General features: G+C 65.5%; 15 protein-coding genes. 2 read left to right on the forward strand and 13 right to left on the reverse strand.

All coding sequences use genetic code 11. The annotated features are described in order from the left end of the window. Window positions 1-60: 60 nt before the first annotated feature. Window positions 61-1,569, reverse strand: a complete 1,509-nt coding sequence (locus RIA72_RS00985; RefSeq protein ID WP_350030489.1) for a M28 family peptidase — start codon at window positions 1,567-1,569, stop codon at window positions 61-63. Between the two features lie 213 nt (window positions 1,570-1,782). Between RIA72_RS00985 and sppA the strand changes: the two genes are divergently transcribed. Continuing rightward, window positions 1,783-3,765, forward strand: a complete 1,983-nt coding sequence (gene sppA, locus RIA72_RS00990) for a signal peptide peptidase SppA (RefSeq protein WP_350030490.1) — start codon at window positions 1,783-1,785, stop codon at window positions 3,763-3,765. 127 nt (window positions 3,766-3,892) lie between these two features. Here the strand turns inward: sppA and RIA72_RS00995 are convergent, their stop codons facing one another. From RIA72_RS00995 to mdh, 9 genes are all read right to left on the reverse strand, one after another. Continuing rightward, on the reverse strand, window positions 3,893-4,795 hold the full coding sequence (locus tag RIA72_RS00995) for an alpha/beta fold hydrolase (protein WP_350030491.1): 903 nt from the start codon (window positions 4,793-4,795) through the stop codon (window positions 3,893-3,895). Between the two features lie 105 nt (window positions 4,796-4,900). After that, window positions 4,901-5,533, reverse strand: a complete 633-nt coding sequence (locus RIA72_RS01000) for a trimeric intracellular cation channel family protein (protein ID WP_502957921.1) — start codon at window positions 5,531-5,533, stop codon at window positions 4,901-4,903. Between the two features lie 8 nt (window positions 5,534-5,541). Next, window positions 5,542-6,879, reverse strand: a complete 1,338-nt coding sequence (locus RIA72_RS01005) for an amidohydrolase (protein ID WP_350030492.1) — start codon at window positions 6,877-6,879, stop codon at window positions 5,542-5,544. Window positions 6,880-6,902: 23 nt separating this feature from the next. Beyond that, window positions 6,903-8,300, reverse strand: coding sequence for a dihydrolipoyl dehydrogenase (gene lpdA, locus RIA72_RS01010; protein ID WP_350030493.1), 1,398 nt, complete (start codon window positions 8,298-8,300; stop codon window positions 6,903-6,905). 44 nt (window positions 8,301-8,344) lie between these two features. Further along, window positions 8,345-8,638 carry a GIY-YIG nuclease family protein gene (locus RIA72_RS01015; RefSeq protein WP_350030494.1) on the reverse strand — a complete coding sequence of 98 codons (294 nt, stop codon included), beginning with the start codon at window positions 8,636-8,638 and terminating at the stop codon, window positions 8,345-8,347. A 74-nt stretch (window positions 8,639-8,712) separates the two neighbouring features. Then, window positions 8,713-9,936, reverse strand: coding sequence for a 2-oxoglutarate dehydrogenase complex dihydrolipoyllysine-residue succinyltransferase (gene odhB, locus RIA72_RS01020; RefSeq protein ID WP_350030495.1), 1,224 nt, complete (start codon window positions 9,934-9,936; stop codon window positions 8,713-8,715). Window positions 9,937-9,957: 21 nt separating this feature from the next. Then, the gene (locus tag RIA72_RS01025; protein WP_350030496.1) at window positions 9,958-12,780 is read right to left on the reverse strand and encodes a 2-oxoglutarate dehydrogenase E1 component; all 2,823 of its coding nucleotides are present in this window, start codon (window positions 12,778-12,780) and stop codon (window positions 9,958-9,960) included. Window positions 12,781-12,862: 82 nt separating this feature from the next. After that, window positions 12,863-13,753 carry a succinate--CoA ligase subunit alpha gene (sucD, locus tag RIA72_RS01030; RefSeq protein WP_350030497.1) on the reverse strand — a complete coding sequence of 297 codons (891 nt, stop codon included), beginning with the start codon at window positions 13,751-13,753 and terminating at the stop codon, window positions 12,863-12,865. A gap of 123 nt (window positions 13,754-13,876) precedes the next feature. Continuing rightward, a complete protein-coding gene (gene mdh, locus RIA72_RS01035; protein ID WP_350030498.1) occupies window positions 13,877-14,839 on the reverse strand; it encodes a malate dehydrogenase in 963 nt (320 codons plus the stop codon). A 287-nt stretch (window positions 14,840-15,126) separates the two neighbouring features. On the opposite strand from mdh, the gene RIA72_RS01040 reads away from it, so the two are divergent. After that, entirely contained in the window at window positions 15,127-16,170 is a 1,044-nt protein-coding gene (locus RIA72_RS01040; protein WP_350030499.1) for a polysaccharide deacetylase family protein, read from the forward strand. On the opposite strand, the gene zapE is transcribed toward RIA72_RS01040, so the two are convergent. Genes zapE through RIA72_RS01055 form a run of 3 tightly spaced genes read right to left on the reverse strand, consistent with a single transcriptional unit; the run spans window position 16,123 to window position 18,585 of the window. Further along, window positions 16,123-17,262 (reverse strand): cell division protein ZapE, encoded by a 1,140-nt coding sequence (gene zapE / locus RIA72_RS01045; RefSeq protein ID WP_350030500.1) that lies wholly within the window; start codon window positions 17,260-17,262, stop codon window positions 16,123-16,125. The genes RIA72_RS01040 and zapE overlap by 48 nt on opposite strands. Continuing rightward, window positions 17,259-17,750 carry a PaaI family thioesterase gene (locus RIA72_RS01050; RefSeq protein WP_350030501.1) on the reverse strand — a complete coding sequence of 164 codons (492 nt, stop codon included), beginning with the start codon at window positions 17,748-17,750 and terminating at the stop codon, window positions 17,259-17,261. The genes zapE and RIA72_RS01050 overlap by 4 nt, the downstream gene beginning before the upstream one ends. A gap of 52 nt (window positions 17,751-17,802) precedes the next feature. Then, the gene (locus RIA72_RS01055) at window positions 17,803-18,585 is read right to left on the reverse strand and encodes a succinate dehydrogenase iron-sulfur subunit (protein ID WP_350030502.1); all 783 of its coding nucleotides are present in this window, start codon (window positions 18,583-18,585) and stop codon (window positions 17,803-17,805) included. Between the last annotated feature and the right edge of the window lie 107 nt (window positions 18,586-18,692).

Consider the following 18,692-nt stretch of genomic DNA (forward strand, 5'->3'; position numbering starts at 1 on the left):
CCGAAACACCCGGTGATGGGTCCCCGCCTTCGCGGGGACACACTGGCTTCTTTCTCGGCGCTACTTCTCGGTCCCGCGCCACCGCTTCGTATCGGCGAACGCCCGCCCCAGCGCGACGTGCAGGTCGGCGTCCTCCGCCGCGCCGCCGAGCGGGATCTTGTCGGAGAAATTGTCGGCCGCGCTGTGATAGTGGCTCGACAGAAACGCCTCGAGCAGCTTCATGTCCGAAAAGCTGCCGCCGACCATCAGCGACGTCACGCCCTTTGCGCCGAGCGCCCAGCCGTCCTGCCGCTGGATGAACGCATCGGCCTCGCCATCCTCGTCGAGCGTTCGGCCAAGCTTGGTCGCCACCTCGCGCACCACCGCGTCATAGGCGGGCTTGCCGCGCCCGATCGTCGCGACGGGCGTACCGCGCGGCGAGATCGCGATCGTATCGACGTTGAGCGCGACGGTGATGGCGCCGAGGGGCACGACCGGATGATCGGCGAACCAGCGCGCGCCGAGCAGCCCCTTTTCCTCGGCGGTTGTCGCGAGGAAATAGATGTCGCGATCGGGCCGCGCGCCCTTGCCCAGCCGCTTCGCGACCTCGATCAGCACCGCGATGCCGCTCGCATTGTCGACCGCGCCGTTGCAGATGCGGTCGGCTTCGCCCTCGGGTACGCAAAGGCCCAGATGGTCCCAGTGACCGAGAAAGAGCACCGCCTTGCCGTCGGGCCGGGCGCCGGGCAATTTGGCAACGACATTGTGGCTGGCAAAGGCGCGCACCGCCGACTGTGCGGTGAAATCCGCGGTCGCAGGCAGCGCCGCGCCCTTGTAACCCGGCGATTTCGCCGCCGCGCGCAGCGCAGCGCCATCCTGCCCCGCGGCTTTGAACAGCGCGTCGGCGGCGGCGCCCGACAGGAAACCGCTCACCGGCGCGCCGGCCTTGGCACCGGCGAGCCGCATCGCCTTGCTGCCGACGCTTTCGCGCAGCGCGTCCCACGGCACCGCGTCGGTGGCGATCACCAGCACAGCAGCAGCGCCCGCATCGGCGAGTAGCTGGCGCCGCTCGCGATAACGCGGCAATTTGTCGCCAAAGGGCGCGTTATCGAACAACATGATCGCCAGCTTGCCTCTGACGTCGGCATTGACGTGCCCCGCCCCGTCGACGCCATAGCCGACAAAGACCGCGGGCACCCCCGCCAGCGACACCGACGCATCGCGTCCGTTCAGCAGGATCCCGTCATCGGCCAGCGCGAAATCGCGCCCCCGCACCTTGAACTTCGCGGTGCCGTTCAGCGCCTCGGTCTCGACGAACGGCACCGGCTGGAGCCATGGCGTCGCGCTGCCCGGAACGGCTTCGAGCCCTGCCTTCGCCCATTCGCCGACGATATAGGCGATGGTGCGATCCTCGCCATCGCTGCCTGGTGCGCGTCCTTCAAACGCATCACCGGCAAGAATCCTCATATGCGCGGCGAGATCGGCCTCGGTGATGGGTGCATCGGCGGAGGCGGAAGCGGCGTGTGCAGACGCGGATGTTGTGACGAGCGCGGCGGCCGCGACGGCAGCGCGAAAGAAGATGGCTTTCATGGGCGCGCGGCATGACATTTCCGCCGCGGGCAGGCAAGGCGGTTCGTCGAACGACCAACGGCGGCCTGCCCCGCCCTATAGCGTCATCCCGACAAGCGCCACGATGACGGGTCAGCGCCAGGGGCCTTGGTGCGACCGGCGCCCATATGCCCATATCGCCCGCCTGTCGAAGCGTGCATTGCCAAGGACCGGGCGCGTCCCTAGATTTGCCGGATGACCGACAATATTGCGCCCACGCCCAACGATCCCGCAGGCCCATGGGCCATCCCCGTCCGCCGGCCGTTGCCGGGCGAGGATCGGCCGCGGCGTACCTCCAGCTTTCCCCGCAAGGTCTGGGGCCTGCTCGTCGGGATCAAGGATGCCTTGGCGCTGATATTCCTGCTGCTATTTTTCGTTGCCCTGTTCGGGCTGCTCGCGGGGCGGCCCAATGCGGGGCTGCCGGTGAGCAAGGGCGCGCTGCTCATCGAACTCGACGGCATCGTCAGCGAACAGCCCGCCGAGGTCGATCCCTTTGCGGCGCTGTCGGGCAGCGCCCAGATCAAGGAAACACGCACGCGCGATGTTGTGCGCGCCCTCGAAACCGCGGCTGAGGACCAGCGCGTCACCTCGGTCGTGCTCGATCTTGATCGTTTCCTTGGCGGCGGACAGGTCTCGCTCGCCGAAATTGGCGCCGCGATCGACAAGGTACGCGCGAAGAAAAAGCCGGTCCTCGCCTTTGCCACCGCTTACACGACCGACAGTTATCAGCTTGCCGCCCATGCAAGCGAGATCTGGGCCGACAATGTCGGCGGCGTCGCGATTGCCGGACCGGGCGGATCGCGCCTTTATTACAAGGGGTTGATGGATCGCCTGGGGGTCACGGCGCACATCTATCGTGTCGGAACCTTCAAGAGCGCCGTCGAACCTTTCCTGCGCAGCGACCAGTCGCCCGAAGCCAGAGCGGCCAACCTCGCCTATGCCGGCGTCCTGTGGGACAATTGGCTTGCCGATGTAAGGAAAGCGCGCCCGGCAGCCAAGCTCGACGCGTTCATCGCCGACACGCCCGGCGCCGTGCGCACGGCGGGCAATGATCTGTCGAAGGCTTCGCTCGATGCGGGGCTGGTCGACAAGCTAGGCAGCCGCATGGCGTTCAACCGCCGCGTTGCCGACATCAGCGGCGCCGCCGACGAAAGCAAGCCATGGGAATATAACGCCATCCCGCTCGAAAACTGGGTGGCATCCAATCCGCCCGAGCAAAAGGGCAGCGCGATTGCCGTCGTGCCGGTGGTGGGCGAGATCGTCGATGGCGAGGCGTCGACAGGCGTTGCCGGCGGCACGACGGTCGCCGAACATATCCTCGATGCCGCCACCGACAGCGGCGTGAAGGCGATCGTGCTGCGCGTCGATTCGCCCGGCGGGTCGGTGCTGGCATCGGAGGAAATCCGCCAGGCGCTACTCGCGGCCAAGGCGAAGAAGCTGCCGATCGTCGTTTCGATGGCGAATGTCGCGGCGTCGGGCGGCTATTGGATCGCCACCCCCGCCGACCGCATCTTTGCCGAGCCCGAAACGATCACCGGTTCGATCGGCGTGTTCGGCATCCTGCCGAGCTTCGACAAGGCGCTCGCCAAGATCGGCGTCAATGCCGACGGCATCGCGACGACCCCCTTATCGGGCCAACCCGATATTTTCGGCGGGGTGAACGACGAATTCAACGCGCTGGCGCAGGCGAGCGTCGAGGACGTCTATACGCGCTTTACCGGACTGGTCGCGAAAAGCCGCAAGCAGCCGATCGAAAAAATCCTGCCGATCGCCGAAGGGCGCGTGTGGGCGGGCGGCACCGCGCATCAGCTTGGCCTTGTCGACCAGTTCGGCGGCCTGCCCGACGCCCTCGCCGCGGCGGCGAAGCTCGCCAAGGTCGAGGGCGACTTCCACGCCAAATATTTCGAGGACGAACCCAGCGAATTTTCAAAAATGCTCGCGAGCTGGTCGGGCAGCGAAGAGGAAACCGCGGCGCTCCCGCGCGGCTGGTTCGGCATCGCGGCGATGAACCGCCAGCTTGCCGAGCGGCGGCTGGCACAGGATCTGACGCTGCTCGCGCAGGCCGGATCGATCCAGGCGGCCTGTCTCGACTGCCGCGCCTATCTGCCCGCCGCGCCGCGGCCGGGTCAGGCGGAGACAAGGGGTGTGCTTGGCACACTGGCGCTGCTGCTGAAGTAGACGCGGAACCAAAAAAAAGACCTTGTGTCCCCGCGAAGGCGGGGACCCATCTCCTGACGGTTCGAAATAGCACCGACGGGTGATGGGCCCCCGCCTTCGCGGGGGCACAGATAACGCCATGAAACTGCTATGCTGCGACGGCGACCTTACCGGCATGCTCCGCAATCGCATCGGCGAGCGTGTCGACGAGCGCGAGCGGCAGATCATGTCCCATGCCCGGAATGGTGAGCAGCCGCGCGCCCGCGATATGCGCGGCCGTATCGCGCCCGCCCGCCAGCGGAACGAGCGGATCGTCCTCGCCATGGATCACCAGCGTCGGCGCCTTGATGTCCTTCAGCATCGGCCGCCGGTCGCCGTCGGCGACGATCGCCGCCATCTGCCGCGCCAGGCCCGGCGGATACCAGCCGCGTTCGAAATCGCCGCGAACGCGGCGTTGCAGCCGTTCCTCGTCGGGTGGATAGCCGGGGCTGCCGATGACCCGCGCGGCGTTCACCGAATAGGCGATCAGCGCTTCCTTGTCGCCGCGCGCCGGCCGGTTGGCGAGTACGCGCATCGCTTCCTTCTGCGCGCGCGGCAGGCGCCGGTTGCCCGTCGTCGACATCACCGATGTCAGCGACAGCACGCGGTCGGGGTAACGCGCCGCAATATGCTGCGAAATCATCCCGCCCATCGACACGCCGACGACGTGGGCCCGGCCGATGCCCAGTTGGTCGAGCAGACCGACGCCGTCGGCCGCCATGTCGGCAAGGCTGTAGGCGGATCGCACCGGCAGGCCGATCGCCGCCTTGACGAGCAACCATTTGACGTTCGGCACCCCCGCCGCGTCGAAGCGCGTCGACAGGCCGACATCGCGGTTGTCGTACCGGATCGTGCGGAAGCCGCGATCGTTCAACGCGGCAACAAATTCGTCGGGCCACAGCGTCAATTGTCCGCCCAGCCCCATCACCAGCAAGATGGCAGGCGCATCCTTCGGCCCGCGGTCCTCATAGCTGATGTCGATGCCGTTCACGGCCGCCCGTTCTGTCTGCATGTCTATCCTTGGCTGACGCCCCGACCGGCGATCGGTGCTGACATGATTGTTCACAAGGCCAATCTGCCGCCAGGCGATCAATTAGGCAAGCCCAGGACTGGGGCTCTAGTCGCCCTCTCGCGATCCCCGATAGGCCGGAAGCGCAAGCGACCAGTGGATCGCCGCGCCGCGCAGCGCAAAGCCGGCGAGCGCGCCCGCCACCGCCGCCACGGGCGTACCCGCGCCGAGCCAGATCAACAGCAGGAACAGCCCCGACGCCAGCGCGGCCGCGGTCACATAGACTTCGGGGCGGACGATGATCGACGGTACACCCGCCAATATGTCGCGGATCGTCCCGCCGACGCAGCCGGTAATCACGCCCATCAACAGCGCGGGAACGGGCGGAACGCCCCATGCGAGCGCCTTTGCGGTGCCGAACACAGCATAGGCGGCGAGTCCCACCGCATCGGCCCATTCGAGCAATTGTCCCTGCCACCAGCGTTCGGGCGTCACCCATACGATCAGCGCGATCGCGATGCACACCGCCGCGATCGCGCCATCCTGCACCCAAAAGACCGGCGCGCCGATCAGCAGGTCGCGCACGCTGCCGCCGCCGACCCCGGTAACGAGCGCGAAAAAGGCCGCGGTCACGAGCGTCTGACGCAGGCGCACCGCCATCAGCGCGCCCGACAGGGCAAAGACGCCGATGCCGATCAGGTCGAGAAGCCGGACGATCAGCGCATTGTCGATCTCGACCAAGGGGGCGCCTATTTCGTCTGGGGGCGGACGCCGCCGATGATCGACAGCACGATCGCCGTCACCGCGCCGCGGATCGCGGGCTCGGCCTTGGGTGCGAAGAAGGGCGAATGGTTGGTCGGCGCCGGCTCGCCCTTCGACTTGAGCTCGGCAAGCACGGCGGGATCATAGCCGCCGACCCCGAAAAAGAGCGCGGGCATACCCGCTTCGACGAACTCCGAAAAATCCTCGCTCCCCGACATCGGCGCGCCGGTGGTCGGCGTGAACACCAACCCCTTGCCAAATACCGGCGCCAGCGTACGCGCCGCGGCCTCGGCCATCGTCTCGTCATTCGTCAGCACGCCGGTGCCGCTGAGATAGCGGATCGTCGGTTCGGGCGCGCGGCCCATCGCGGCCGCGGATCGGGCGACGCGCGCAACGCCGTCGCGGAGCAGCCCGCGCACGTCGGCCGAATGCGATCGAAGGTTGACCTTCACCTCGGCCTGGTCGGGAATGATATTGGGCGCACTGCCCGCATTGATCGCGCCGATGGTCAACACGCCGAACGCCGCCGGATCCTTTTCGCGGCTGATCACCACCTGCGTATCGGTGACGAAGCGCGCGGCGATGGGGATCGGGTCGATCGTCGCCGCGGGCATCGACCCGTGACCGCCACGGCCGTGAAAGGTGATCGAATAGCTGTCCGATGCCGACGATGACGCACCCGCCTTGATCGCGACCACGCCCGCCGGAAGATTGGTGACGTGCGCCGCAAAGCCGAAATCGGGCTTGGGAAAGCGGGTAAACAGTCCGTCGTCGAGCATCGCGCGCGCGCCGGTGAGCGTTTCCTCCGCGGGCTGGCCGATCAGCACGACCGTCCCCGCCCAGCTGTCGCGCATCGCGCTCAGCGCCTGCGCGACTCCGACCAGATAGGCGACATGCGTATCGTGACCGCACGCGTGCATCACGGGCACGTCCTTGCCCTCATAGGTCGCGCGCGCCTTGCTCGCCCAGGCGAGCCCCGTCTTTTCCTCCATCGGCAGCGCGTCCATGTCGGCGCGCACAAGGATCGTCGGACCTTCGCCGTTTTTCAGAATGCCGACGACACCGGTACCGCCGACCTTTTCGGTCACGGTGAATCCGGCATCGCGCAGATGTCGCGCCAACAGGCCCGCGGTCCGCACTTCCTGCATCCCGAGCTCGGGGTGCTGGTGCAGGTCCTTATAAAGCGCCTCAAGTGCCGGATAATTCTTCTCCAGCAGCGCGTCCAGCCGCGCCTGCGCCGCCCCCATGTCGGGCGCCGCCTGCGCGGTGGTCGCCGCTAGGGAGAGCGAAAGCGAAGCCGCCGCCCAGAGCCCGTGCTTCGCCATCCTATTCTCCCCCATTTTGTCTGTCAGATGTGGATCGGTTTGCCCGTCACCGCCATCGCGGCTTCCTTGATCGCTTCGCTGTGCGTCGGATGCGCGTGGCAGGTATAGGCGATGTCTTCGGAAGTCGCACCAAATTCCATCGCCTGCGCGGCCTGCGCGATCATCGTGCCCGCAACGCTCGCGATACACCAGACGCCGAGCACGCGGTCGGTCGTGGCGTCGGCGATCACCTTCACAAAACCGTCGGGCTCGTGGTTCGTCTTTGCGCGGCTGTTCGCCAGCATCGGGAATTTGCCGACCTTGACCTCGCCGCGTTCCTTCGCCTGTTCCTCGGTCAGCCCGACACCGGCGATTTCGGGCCAGGTATAGACGACCGACGGGATGACGTCGTGATTCACGATCCCCGTCTGCCCGGCGATATTTTCGGCGCAGGCGATGCCCTCATCCTCGGCCTTGTGCGCGAGCATCGGCCCCGGAACGACGTCGCCGATCGCCCAGATGCCGTCGACCGCGGTGCGGAAGTCGTGATCGATCTCGATCTGGCCGCGCTGGTTAACCTCCAGCCCCGCCTTGTCGAGCGCGAGGCCGTCGGTGTTGGGCTTGCGTCCGATCGACACGAGCACGACGTCGGACTCCAGCGTTTCCGCCTCGCCTCCCCCCGCGGGTTCGAGCGTCAGCACCGCCTTCTTGCCCTTCACCTCGGCCTTGGTAACTTTGGTTTTGAGCTTGAACTCGACCCCCTGCTTCTTGAAGATTTTGTTCGCCTCCTTGCGCACGTCGGCGTCCATGCCGGGCAGGATCTGGTCCAGAAACTCCACGCAGGTCACTTTGGCGCCCAGGCGGCGCCACACGCTGCCAAGCTCCAGCCCGATGACACCGCCGCCGATGACGACCATATGGCCCGGCACCTTCGCGAGTTCGAGCGCACCGGTCGAATCGACGATGATCTGCTTGTCGTTATCGACCTCCACTCCGGGGAGCGGCGTCACCGACGACCCCGTCGCGATGATGATGTTCCTGGCGCGATAGCTCTTGCCCGCGACCTCCACGCTGTCCTTCGAGGTGAACTGCGCATAGCCCTTCAACCAGTCGACATTGTTCTTCTTGAACAGGAACTCGATGCCGCCGGTCAGGCCCTTGACCGCATCCTTGCGCTGGCCGTGCATGGCGGGAAGGTCGAGCTCGGGCTTTACCTTGATACCCATCGCGGCCATCGCGCCGCCCGCCGCGGCCTCGAAATATTCGGACGCATGGAGCATCGCCTTCGACGGGATGCACCCGACGTTGAGGCAGGTGCCGCCCAGCGTCTCGCGCCCTTCGGCGCACGCGGTCTTGAGCCCCAGCTGCGCGGCGCGGATCGCCGCGACATAACCGCCGGGACCGGCACCGATGACAAGAACGTCGTAGTCGTAATCAGCCATGGTTCACTCCATTTGTGTTCCTGCGAACGCAGGAACCCAGGGCGTCAAAGCGATAGCCTGTCGAACCAATCCAGCCATTGCGGATTGTCACGTTCGATCAGTTCAACCTTCCACGCCCGCTTCCATTTCTTCATTTGCAGTTCGCGCTGACGCGCTTGCTGAATATCGTCAAACGCCTCGTACCAGACCAGTCGTGTGCAGCCATATTTCTTGCTAAAGCTGTCCGTCACTTCGTTGCGGTGCTGCCAAACCCGCTTCAGAAGATCGCTGGTCACGCCCAAATATGTCGTCCCGTTGCGGCCGCTGGCCATCAAGTAGACATATCCTGGTCTGATCATTCCATTCTCCGATATGGGGACCGAATGGCAGCCTGCCCCACCCTGGGCTCCTGCGTTCGCAGGAGCACATGGCCTTACAAATCAATCAGCAACCGCGTCGGATCCTCGATCGCTTCCTTGATCGTCTTCAAAAAGGTCACCGCCTCGCGGCCGTCGATCAGGCGGTGGTCATAGCTCAGCGCCAGATACATCATCGGACGCACGACGACCTCGCCATTCACGACGACGGGGCGATCCTCGATGCGGTGGAGACCAAGCACCGCCGACTGCGGCGGGTTGATGATCGGCGTCGACATCAGCGAACCGAAAACGCCGCCGTTCGAAATGGTGAAGGTGCCGCCGGTCATGTCGTCCATCGTCAGCGTGCCGTCCTTGGCGCGCTTGCCGAAATCGCCGATCGTCTTTTCGATGTCGGCAAAGCTCAGCGTCTCGGCATTGCGGATGACGGGCACGACGAGGCCGCTGGGCCCGCTGACCGCGACCGAGATGTCCATATAATTGTTATAGACGATCTCGTCGCCGTCGATGCGGCCGTTGACCGCCGGAATGTCCTTGAGCGCCAGACAGGCGGCCTTGGTGAAGAAGCCCATGAAGCCGAGGCGAACGCCGTGCTTCTTTTCAAAGAGATCCTTGTACCGCGCACGCGCCTCGATCACCGCGGACATGTCGACGTCGTTGAAGGTCGTCAGCATCGCCGCGGTGTCCTGCGCCGATTTCAGCCGCTTGGCGATCGTCTGGCGCAGGCGGGTCATCTTGACGCGCTCTTCCTGACGGCCCGGCGCGCCACTCGCGGCGGGGGCTGCCGCCGCCGCAGGTGCCGGAGCAGGCGACGTATCGGGCGCCGCATTCGCCGCGGCGAGCACATCTTCCTTGGTCAGTCGGCCGTCCTTGCCCGTGCCCTTGATCTTCGTCGGGTCCAGCCCGTGTTCGAGCACCAGGCGGCGTACCGCGGGCGACATGGTCGCAACGGTATCAACGCCTTCGCGCACCGCAGGTGCGGCCGCGGCGGGGACAGGCGCGGCCGTCTCGGCCTTCGCGGGAGCCGGCGTGGCCGCCGCGCCGCCCGCCTCGACCGTCGCGATCACTGCGCCGACATTGACCGTGTCACCGACCGCAGCGAGCTGCTGCCCCAGCACGCCGGCGACAGGCGACGGGACTTCGACGGCAACCTTGTCGGTTTCAAGGCTCGCGATCGGTTCGTCGAGCGCGACGGCTTCGCCGGGCTTTTTCAGCCATTCGCCGATCGTCGCTTCGGTAACGCTTTCACCCAGCGTTGGGACTTTGACTTCGGTGCTCATAGATGCGGTTCCTTAGGGAGATCAGGCTTTTTTCTTGGTGCGGCGGATTTCGGCGCGGACCGACAGGCCGAGCGCGTCGGCGACGAGCGCCGACTGTTCGGTCTGGTGGCGGCTCATCAGGCCGGTCGCGGGCGAGGCGGCGGCGGCGCGGCCGGCGTAGCGCGGACGCATATCCTTATGGCCCGCTGCGATCAGCGATTCCTCGATCAGCTCGCCCACAAAGAACCAAGCGCCGTTGTTGCGCGGTTCTTCCTGCGCCCAGACCACCTCCTCGAGCTTCGGCATCCGCTTCAGCCGAACCGCGAGCGCCTCGCCGGGGAAAGGATAGAGCTGCTCGATGCGGATCACCGTCGTGTCGGTCAGCCCCGCGGCATCGCGCGCTTCCATCAGGTCGTAACCGACCTTGCCCGAACACAGCACGACGCGCTTGATGTCCGTGTCGGCGGGCGGGGTGCGGTCCGACATGATGCGGCGGAAATGCGCCTCGCCGATAAAATCCGACCGCTGCGACACCGCCAGCTTGTGCCGCAGCAGCGACTTGGGCGTCATGATGATCAGCGGCTTGCGGAACGAGCGCAGCATCTGGCGACGCAGGACGTGAAAATAGTTCGACGGGGTCGAAATATTGCACACCTGGATATTGTCGCCCGCGCAGAGTTGCAGGAAGCGTTCGAGGCGCGCCGAGCTATGCTCGGGCCCCTGCCCTTCGTAACCGTGCGGCAGCAGCATCACGAGCCCGTTGGCGCGCAGCCACTTCGCTTCGCCCGCCGCGATGAACTGGTCGATCATGATCTGCGCGCCGTTGGCGAAATCGCCGAACTGCGCTTCCCAGAGCACCAGGCTCTTCGGATCGGCCATCGCATAGCCATATTCGAAACCGAGCACGCCATATTCGGACAGCGGGCTGTCGAGCACCTCGAACCGGCCGTGCGGCACGGTGGTCAGCGGGACATATTTTTCCTCGCTCTTCTGGTCGACCCAGACGGCGTGGCGTTGGCTGAACGTGCCGCGGCCCGAATCCTGGCCCGACAGGCGCACCTGATAACCTTCGCTGAGCAAGGTGCCAAAGGCCAGACTCTCCGCGGTCGCCCAGTCGAACACTTCGCCGTCATTCTTATCGGCGAACATTGCGGCGCGTCCGTCGATGACGCGGCGCAGTGTCTTGTGGACCTCGACATCGGCGGGAATCGTCGTGAGCGTGCGGCCGATCGAATCGAAAAGCTTTTCGGTCACGCCCGTCGCGATGTTGCGCCGCGCATTTTCGGGGTCGGTCGGGGCATATAGTCCCGACCAGCGCCCGGCGAACCAGTCCGCCTTGTTGGGCTTGTAGCTTTTCGCCGCCTCGAAATCGCTTTCGAGCCGCGCAACAAACTCGGCGCGGTGGGTGTCGGCCCAGCCGGCGTCGATCACGCCTTCGGCTTCCAGCTTCGCGGCGCACAGCTGCGACACTGGCGGATGCTTGCGAATGCGCTCGTACATCAGCGGCTGGGTGAACGACGGCTCGTCGCCTTCATTGTGGCCGAAGCGGCGATAGCACCACATGTCGATCACAACGTCGCGCTTGAACTGCTGGCGGAAGTCGATCGCCAGCTTGCACGCGAACGTCACCGCTTCGGGATCGTCGCCGTTGACGTGCAGGATCGGCGCCTGCACGCCCTTGGCGACATCCGACGGATAGGGTGACGATCTGGCAAATTGCGGGCTCGTCGTAAAACCGATCTGGTTATTGACGATGAAGTGGATGCAGCCGCCCGTATTGTACCCACGAATACCCGAGAAGCCGAGACATTCCCAGACGATCCCCTGCCCCGCGAACGCCGCGTCGCCGTGGATCAGCACGGGCAGCACCTGCCCATGTTCGACCAGATCGTCGCGCACGACCTGCTGCGCGCGTACCTTGCCGAGCACCACCGGATCGACCGCCTCGAGGTGCGAAGGGTTGGGCACCAGCGACATATGCACCGAAATGCCGTCGAATTCGCGGTCGGTCGACGTGCCGAGGTGATATTTGACGTCGCCCGATCCGCCGATGTCGTCGGGGTTGGCCGATCCGCCTGCGAACTCGTGGAAGATCACCTGATAGGGTTTCGCCATCACGTTCGCGAGCATGTTGAGCCGCCCGCGGTGCGCCATGCCGTACACGATTTCCTTGACGCCATATTGGCCGCCATATTTGATGATCGCTTCCATGGCGGGGATCATCGCTTCGCCGCCGTCGAGCCCGAAGCGCTTGGTGCCGACATATTTGCGCGCGAGGAACTTCTCCCACTCCTCGGCCTCGATCACCTTTTTGAGAATGGCCTGCTTGCCTTCCCTTGTGAATTCGACGCTCTTGTCGGCGCCCTCCATCCGTTCCTGCAGGAAACGCCGTTCCTCGACGTCGGAGATGTGCATATATTCAAGGCCGACATGGCCGCAATAATTGGCCTGCAGAATCGCGACGATCTCGCGCACCGTGCCCTTTTCCAGTCCCAGCGCGCCGCCGAGCCAGATCGGCCGATCGAGGTCGGCACCGACAAACCCGTGATATTCCGGCGTCAGGTCGGCGGGCAACTCGCGCTGGCTGAGCCCCAGCGGATCGAGCGTCGCGGCAAGGTGCCCGCGGACGCGATAGGTGCGGATCAGCATCATCGCGCGGATCGAATCATTCGCCGCGCGCTCGACCTCGGCATTCGAGAGCGGCGCGCCCGCCTTCGCCGACGCAGCCTTTACCGCAACCTGCATCTGCTGCGGGTCGAGCGCGGCGGTCATGTCGTCGCTGTCGATCAGCGGCCAATTCTTCGGCGCCCAGCTGGGACCAGCCTGCGGCTCGTCGATGTCGAAGCTTTGTCTCTCGAGGTTCATTTGTTTTTCCGCGGGGAGGAAGGAGTGGATTTTATATGGGGAGCGGGGACCCGCCGACAAAGAGCGCCGGCGGGCCGCCAGCTCAAACGCGCTCTTTCAGCACTTCGGCCAACGTCGTGCCGAGTTCCGACGGGCTTGCCGACACCTTGATGCCCGCAGCTTCCATCGCCGCGATCTTGCTTTCGGCGTCGCCCTTGCCGCCCGACACGATCGCGCCGGCGTGGCCCATCCGGCGGCCCGGAGGCGCGGTGCGGCCGGCGATGAAGCCCGCCATCGGCTTCTTGCGGCCGCGCTTCGCTTCGTCGATCAGGAACTGCGCCGCCTGTTCCTCGGCGTCGCCGCCGATTTCGCCGATCATGATGATCGACTTGGTTTCGTCGTCGGCGAGGAAGAGTTCGAGCACGTCGATGAAGTTGGTGCCGTTGACCGGGTCGCCGCCAATGCCGACCGCGGTGGTCTGGCCGAGCCCGACGTTCGAGGTCTGGAACACGGCTTCATAGGTCAGCGTGCCCGAGCGCGAGACGACGCCGACGCTGCCCTTCTTGAAGATGTTTCCGGGCATGATGCCGATCTTGCATTCGTCGGGGGTCAGCACGCCGGGGCAGTTCGGGCCGATCAGCCGCGACTTCGAACCGCTGAGGGCACGTTTCACCTTGACCATGTCGAGCACCGGAATGCCCTCGGTGATCGCAACGATCAGCTCGATCTCGGCATCGATCGCCTCGAGGATCGAATCGGCGGCGAACGGCGGCGGCACATAGATGACCGACGCGGTCGCGCCGGTCGCATGCTTCGCTTCCTCGACGGTGTTGAACATCGGCAGGCCGATGTGCGTCGTGCCGCCCTTGCCCGGCGTCACGCCGCCGACCATCTGCGTGCCATAGGCGAGCGCCTGTTCGGTGTGGAAGGTGCCGGTAGCGCCGGTCATCCCCTGCGTGATGACCTTGGTATTCTTGTCGATGAGGATGCTCATGGATTTCGTTCCGTTTCTCGTGCCCCTGCGAAGGCGGGGGCCCATCTCCAGATTTATCGGCCACCCGCCGCCTGACATTTCAAGGGCAGGTGATGGGCCCCTGCCTTCGCAGGGGCACAGATATTATGCGAGGCTGGGATCCAGATTCTTGCACGCGTCGAGCAGTTCCTTGACCGCATCGACCGAAACCTGCAGGCCCGCCTTGTCTTCGGCATCGAGTTCGATCTCGACGATCTTCTCAACGCCGTTCGCGCCGATCATCACCGGCACGCCGACATAGAGGCCATCGACGCCGTACTGGCCATCGACATAGGCCGCACAGGGCAGGATGCGCTTCTGGTCCCCCAGATAGGCTTCGGCCATCGCGATGCCCGAGGCCGCGGGGGCGTAGAAGGCAGAGCCGGTGCCGAGCAGCGCGACGATCTCGCCGCCGCCGCCGCGCGTGCGCTTGACGATGGCGTCGATCTTGTCCTGCGACGACAGGCCCATCTTGACCAGATCAGGAACGGGGATGCCGTTGACGGTCGAGTAGCGGACGACGGGGACCATCGTGTCACCATGGCCGCCGAGCACGAAGGTATTCACATCCTTCACCGACACGTCGAATTCGTCGGCGATGAAGTGGCTGAAGCGCGCCGAGTCGAGCACGCCGGCCATGCCGACGACCTTGTTGTGCGGGAGCCCCGAGAATTCGCGCAGCGCCCAGACCATCGCGTCGAGCGGGTTGGTGATGCAGATGACGAAGGCGTCGGGGGCATTCGCCTTGATGCCTTCGCCGACGGCCTTCATGACCTTCAGGTTGATACCGAGCAGGTCGTCGCGGCTCATGCCCGGCTTGCGCGCGACACCGGCGGTGACGATGATAACGTCGGCGCCCGCGATGTCCTTGTAATCGTTCGATCCGGTGATCTTCGCGTCAAAGCCCGCGATCGGGCCGACCTGCGACAGGTCGAGCGCCTTGCCCTGCGGCACACCTTCGACGACGTCGAACAGGACGACATCGCCCAGTTCCTTCTGCGCGGCGAGCAAAGCCAGCGTTCCGCCGATATTCCCGGCTCCGATCAAAGCGATCTTCTTGCGTCCCATGGCGCGCGGCACTCCCTTCCTGGCAAGCCCGGCAATTGGTTCACAGACCGGCGGGGGCACGGGCCAAAGCTCCGCGCCGGTCCCAAGACTGGCGCCGCCCTACGCCGATTCCGGAAGCGAAACAACCGCGAAAAACGCGATTTTCAGCCTTTTTTTGCTAATAGTTCGCAATATCTTTTATCCAGAGCAGCCCATGCCTGATTTGAATAGTCCCTCGCTATCGCCACTGGCGCATCATACTGCGACGGATTAACTTTCGCTTATAACCGCAATGTTAAGGACCGGGCGTGACGCGCGCGATCATCAGCTTCGACACCGAATTGTCGGCGGGCCTTTATCAGCAGGGCCTCGACGCGCGCGCCAATTTCGAAAGCTCGATTCTCGGCCGCTGCCGCGATGGCGATTTCGGCATCATCTTCCAGATGGACATGCTCGACCAATATGGGCTCAAGGGCGTGTTCTTCGTCGATCCTATGCCCGCGCTTGTTTACGGGCCGTCGGTCGTCCGCGACATCGTCGCTCCGATCGTCGCGCGCGGACACGAGGTCCAGCTTCACATCCACACCGAATGGCTTGCCTTTGCGCGTTTCAACCCGGTCGGGCGCCTTACCGGACGCAACATCGGCGATTTCCCGCTCGGCGCGCAGAAAAAGCTGATCGGGCTCGCTGCGGACATGCTGGTGCGCGCCGGCGCGCCCGATCCGGTCGCCTTTCGCGCGGGCAATTTCGGCGCCAACGACGATACGCTGCGCGCGCTCGCCGCGCTGGGTTTCGCTTATGACAGCAGTTTCAACGGGGCCCATATCGGCCACGGCTGCGACATCGTACTCGACCGCGACAATATCGGGATGCGGATGCACCACGGCGTGTGCGAGGTGCCGGTCAGCGGACTGATGGACCGCGCCGACAGCTTTCGCCCCGCACAGCTTTGCGCCATGTCCGAAGAGGAGATGCGCGATGCGCTGGATCATGCGGCCGACAGCGGCGCGATCCAATTCTCCGCCTTCAGCCACAGTTTCGAACTTTTGAGCCGCGACCGCGCGGTGGCCAACCGGCTGGCAATCGCACGCATGGAGGCATTGTGCCGGGCCGTCGCCGACGATCGCCGCGTGACAAGCGGGGGCTTCGTCGACCTGCCCGAGCCGCCGGCCCGGCCGGGAGCGATCGGATTGCCGGAACCGCGGCCGCTCCGCACGCTGCGCCGCACTGCCGAGCAGGCGGCGGGCCATCTCGCGCACGAGGTGCGCTATGTCCGCAGCCTCGCCTATGTCACCGCGAACACGTCACGCTGGGGGAAGATCGCCGGGGGCATCCTGCTGGCCATGGCCTAACGCCAGATAGTCGTCGGACTGCATTTCGGCGAGGCGGCTCGCCGTGCGCTCGAATTCGAACGCGCCGTCGCCCGCGACATAGAGCGCATCGGGCATCGCCGCGGCGCTGGCGAGCAGCTTGACCTTATATTCATAGAGCGCGTCGATCAGCGTCACGAAGCGCGCCGCCTCATTACGGTTTTCGGGCCCCATGCGCGGAATGCCGACGATGATCACCGTATGGAAATGCCGCGCGACCGCCAGATAGTCGGCGGCCCCCCGCGCCGCGCCGCATAGCCGCTTGAACGAAAAGACCGCGACGCCCTTCAGCGCCTTTGGCACATGCAGCACCCGCCCGCCGCCGACGTCGAGGTCGAGCGAGGGAACGTGCGCGCGATCCTCGGGCGGATAGTCGGTGAGGCGGAAAAAGGCGGCCGACAGCGCCGCGCTCGCCGCTTCGTCGGCGGGAACGAACCAGCGCGCGCCATCGCCCAGCCGATCGCGGCGGTAATCGGTCGGGCCGTTCAGCCCCATCACGTCGAGCCGCGCCTCGACGAGCGCGATGAAGGGCAGGAAATGCTCGCGGTTGAGCCCGTCCTTGTACAGATCCTTCGGCGGCCGGTTCGACGTCGCGATCATCGTCAGCCCGCGGTCGATCAGCGCGGTGAACAGGCGCGACAGGATCATCGCGTCGGCGCTGTTGTTGACGACCATCTCGTCGAAGGCGAGGCAGCGGACATTCTCCGCCAGCGCATCGGCGACAAGCGGAATCGGATCGCCGGTCTCGCTCTTGCGGACCTCGCGCATCCGCGCATGGACGTCGAGCATGAAGGCATGGAAATGGACGCGCTGCTTCCGCTCGATCGCGAGCTGGTCGTAGAACAGGTCCATCAGCATCGACTTGCCGCGCCCGACCGCGCCCCACAGATAGACGCCGCGCAGCGCCTCGGGCTTGCGACCCGCGAGGCGCCAGAGCAGGCTGCCACGCTTCGGCACGGCCTCGAGCTCCGCCTGCAAGCGGTCGAGCCGAACGGCGGCGGCGCGCTGTTCAGCGTCGGGACGCAACTCGCCCGCGGCGACGAGCGCGTCATAGGCCGCGAGCACGGTTGTCACCGCGCGCTGGCCTTGCGGATCGTCCCTGCGAAACTCAGCACGATATGGCTGTCGTCCTCGCCCTGCACGACCAGCCCGCGCAGGAAAATGAGCCGCCCCGTTTCGCGCACCAGCTCGACCACGGCATCGAGCGGTTCGCCGACCCGGCCCCCGCCCACGAACTGCGTCGACAGGTCGAGCGTCACCGAATGACCCGCATCGAGCGCTCCGAACTGATGCGACGCCGCGAACAGCGCGATGTCGACGAGCGCGAGCGTGACCGCGCCATGGACATTGTCGCCCAGATTGCTGTGCTTGCGTTCGGGGACCATGCGCACCCGCGCGCGCGGGCGGCCATCGGCGGTCGGCGATTCGACGCGCACCGTCAGCGGTTCGATAAAGGCGTTGAAGCGCGTCGGGTCTTTCAGATCCCAGCTGATCCAGCCGCCGTCGAGTTCCTCCGCGGTAAAATTCTCGCGGCGCTTCGGTTCCTCGATGCCGTCGTTCACATTTTGCCTTTCGCAACGGCAAAACGGCGCGGGCCGTCGCCGTCCGCAACCATCACACCTGCCGCTCGGCTTCCATCTTCTTGATCTCGGCGATCGCGCGAGCGGGGCTCAGCCCCTTGGGGCAGGCGTTGGCACAGTTCATGATCGTGTGGCAGCGATAGAGCCGGAAGGGATCTTCCAGCTCATCGAGCCGTTCGCCCGTCATCTCGTCGCGGCTGTCGGCGAGCCAGCGATACGCCTGGAGCAGGATCGCCGGGCCGAGGAACTTGTCGCTGTTCCACCAATAGCTCGGGCAGCTCGTCGAGCAGCAGGCGCAGAGGATGCACTCATAAAGGCCGTCGAGCTTTTCGCGCTCGGCGGGCGACTGCAGGCGCTCCTTGCCGCTCGGCGTCGTCGTCTTGGTCTTGAGCCAGGGTTCGATCGACGCATATTGCGCATAAAAATGGGTGAAGTCGGGGACCAGATCCTTGATCACGTCCATCGCCGGCAGCGGGGTGATCGTGATGTCGCCCTTCAGATCCTCGATCGCGGTGGTACAGGCGAGGCCGTTCTTGCCGTTCATGTTCATCGAACAGCTGCCGCAAATGCCTTCGCGGCACGACCGGCGGAAGGTCAGCGTCGAATCCTGCTCGCTCTTCATCTTGATGAGCGCGTCGAGCACCATCGGACCGCAAGTGTCGGTGTCGATCTCGAACGTGTCGAAATGCGGGTTCTGCCCCTTGTCGGGGTCATAGCGATAGACTTTGAATTTTTTGACGTGCGCGGCGCCTTCGGCCTTGTGGACCTTGCCGCCCTTTTGCGGGCGGCTGTTCTTGGGCAGGCGGAATTCGGCCATGTCGGGCTCCCATGATGCAGTCGCGGGTCCGACTAGACCCGATTGACGGCGCCGACAAGGGGGTGATGTACCGTCGGTGCGCGAAAGCCGCTGGCGGCACGCGGGCC

It is taken from the genome of Sphingopyxis sp., from assembly GCF_040216815.1.
Lineage (GTDB): Bacteria > Pseudomonadota > Alphaproteobacteria > Sphingomonadales > Sphingomonadaceae > Sphingopyxis.

What these genes read in the sequence shown, in the direction of transcription:
- RIA72_RS00985 (WP_350030489.1), bottom strand. Translation starts at nt 1,569, where the DNA reads ATGAAAGCCATCTTCTTTCGCGCTGCCGTCGCGGCCGCCGCGCTCGTC.
- sppA (WP_350030490.1), top strand. Translation starts at nt 1,783, where the DNA reads ATGACCGACAATATTGCGCCCACGCCCAACGATCCCGCAGGCCCATGG.
- RIA72_RS00995 (WP_350030491.1), bottom strand. Translation starts at nt 4,795, where the DNA reads ATGCAGACAGAACGGGCGGCCGTGAACGGCATCGACATCAGCTATGAG.
- RIA72_RS01005 (WP_350030492.1), bottom strand. Translation starts at nt 6,879, where the DNA reads ATGGCGAAGCACGGGCTCTGGGCGGCGGCTTCGCTTTCGCTCTCCCTA.
- lpdA (WP_350030493.1), bottom strand. Translation starts at nt 8,300, where the DNA reads ATGGCTGATTACGACTACGACGTTCTTGTCATCGGTGCCGGTCCCGGC.
- RIA72_RS01015 (WP_350030494.1), bottom strand. Translation starts at nt 8,638, where the DNA reads ATGATCAGACCAGGATATGTCTACTTGATGGCCAGCGGCCGCAACGGG.
- odhB (WP_350030495.1), bottom strand. Translation starts at nt 9,936, where the DNA reads ATGAGCACCGAAGTCAAAGTCCCAACGCTGGGTGAAAGCGTTACCGAA.
- RIA72_RS01025 (WP_350030496.1), bottom strand. Translation starts at nt 12,780, where the DNA reads ATGAACCTCGAGAGACAAAGCTTCGACATCGACGAGCCGCAGGCTGGT.
- sucD (WP_350030497.1), bottom strand. Translation starts at nt 13,753, where the DNA reads ATGAGCATCCTCATCGACAAGAATACCAAGGTCATCACGCAGGGGATG.
- mdh (WP_350030498.1), bottom strand. Translation starts at nt 14,839, where the DNA reads ATGGGACGCAAGAAGATCGCTTTGATCGGAGCCGGGAATATCGGCGGA.
- RIA72_RS01055 (WP_350030502.1), bottom strand. Translation starts at nt 18,585, where the DNA reads ATGGCCGAATTCCGCCTGCCCAAGAACAGCCGCCCGCAAAAGGGCGGC.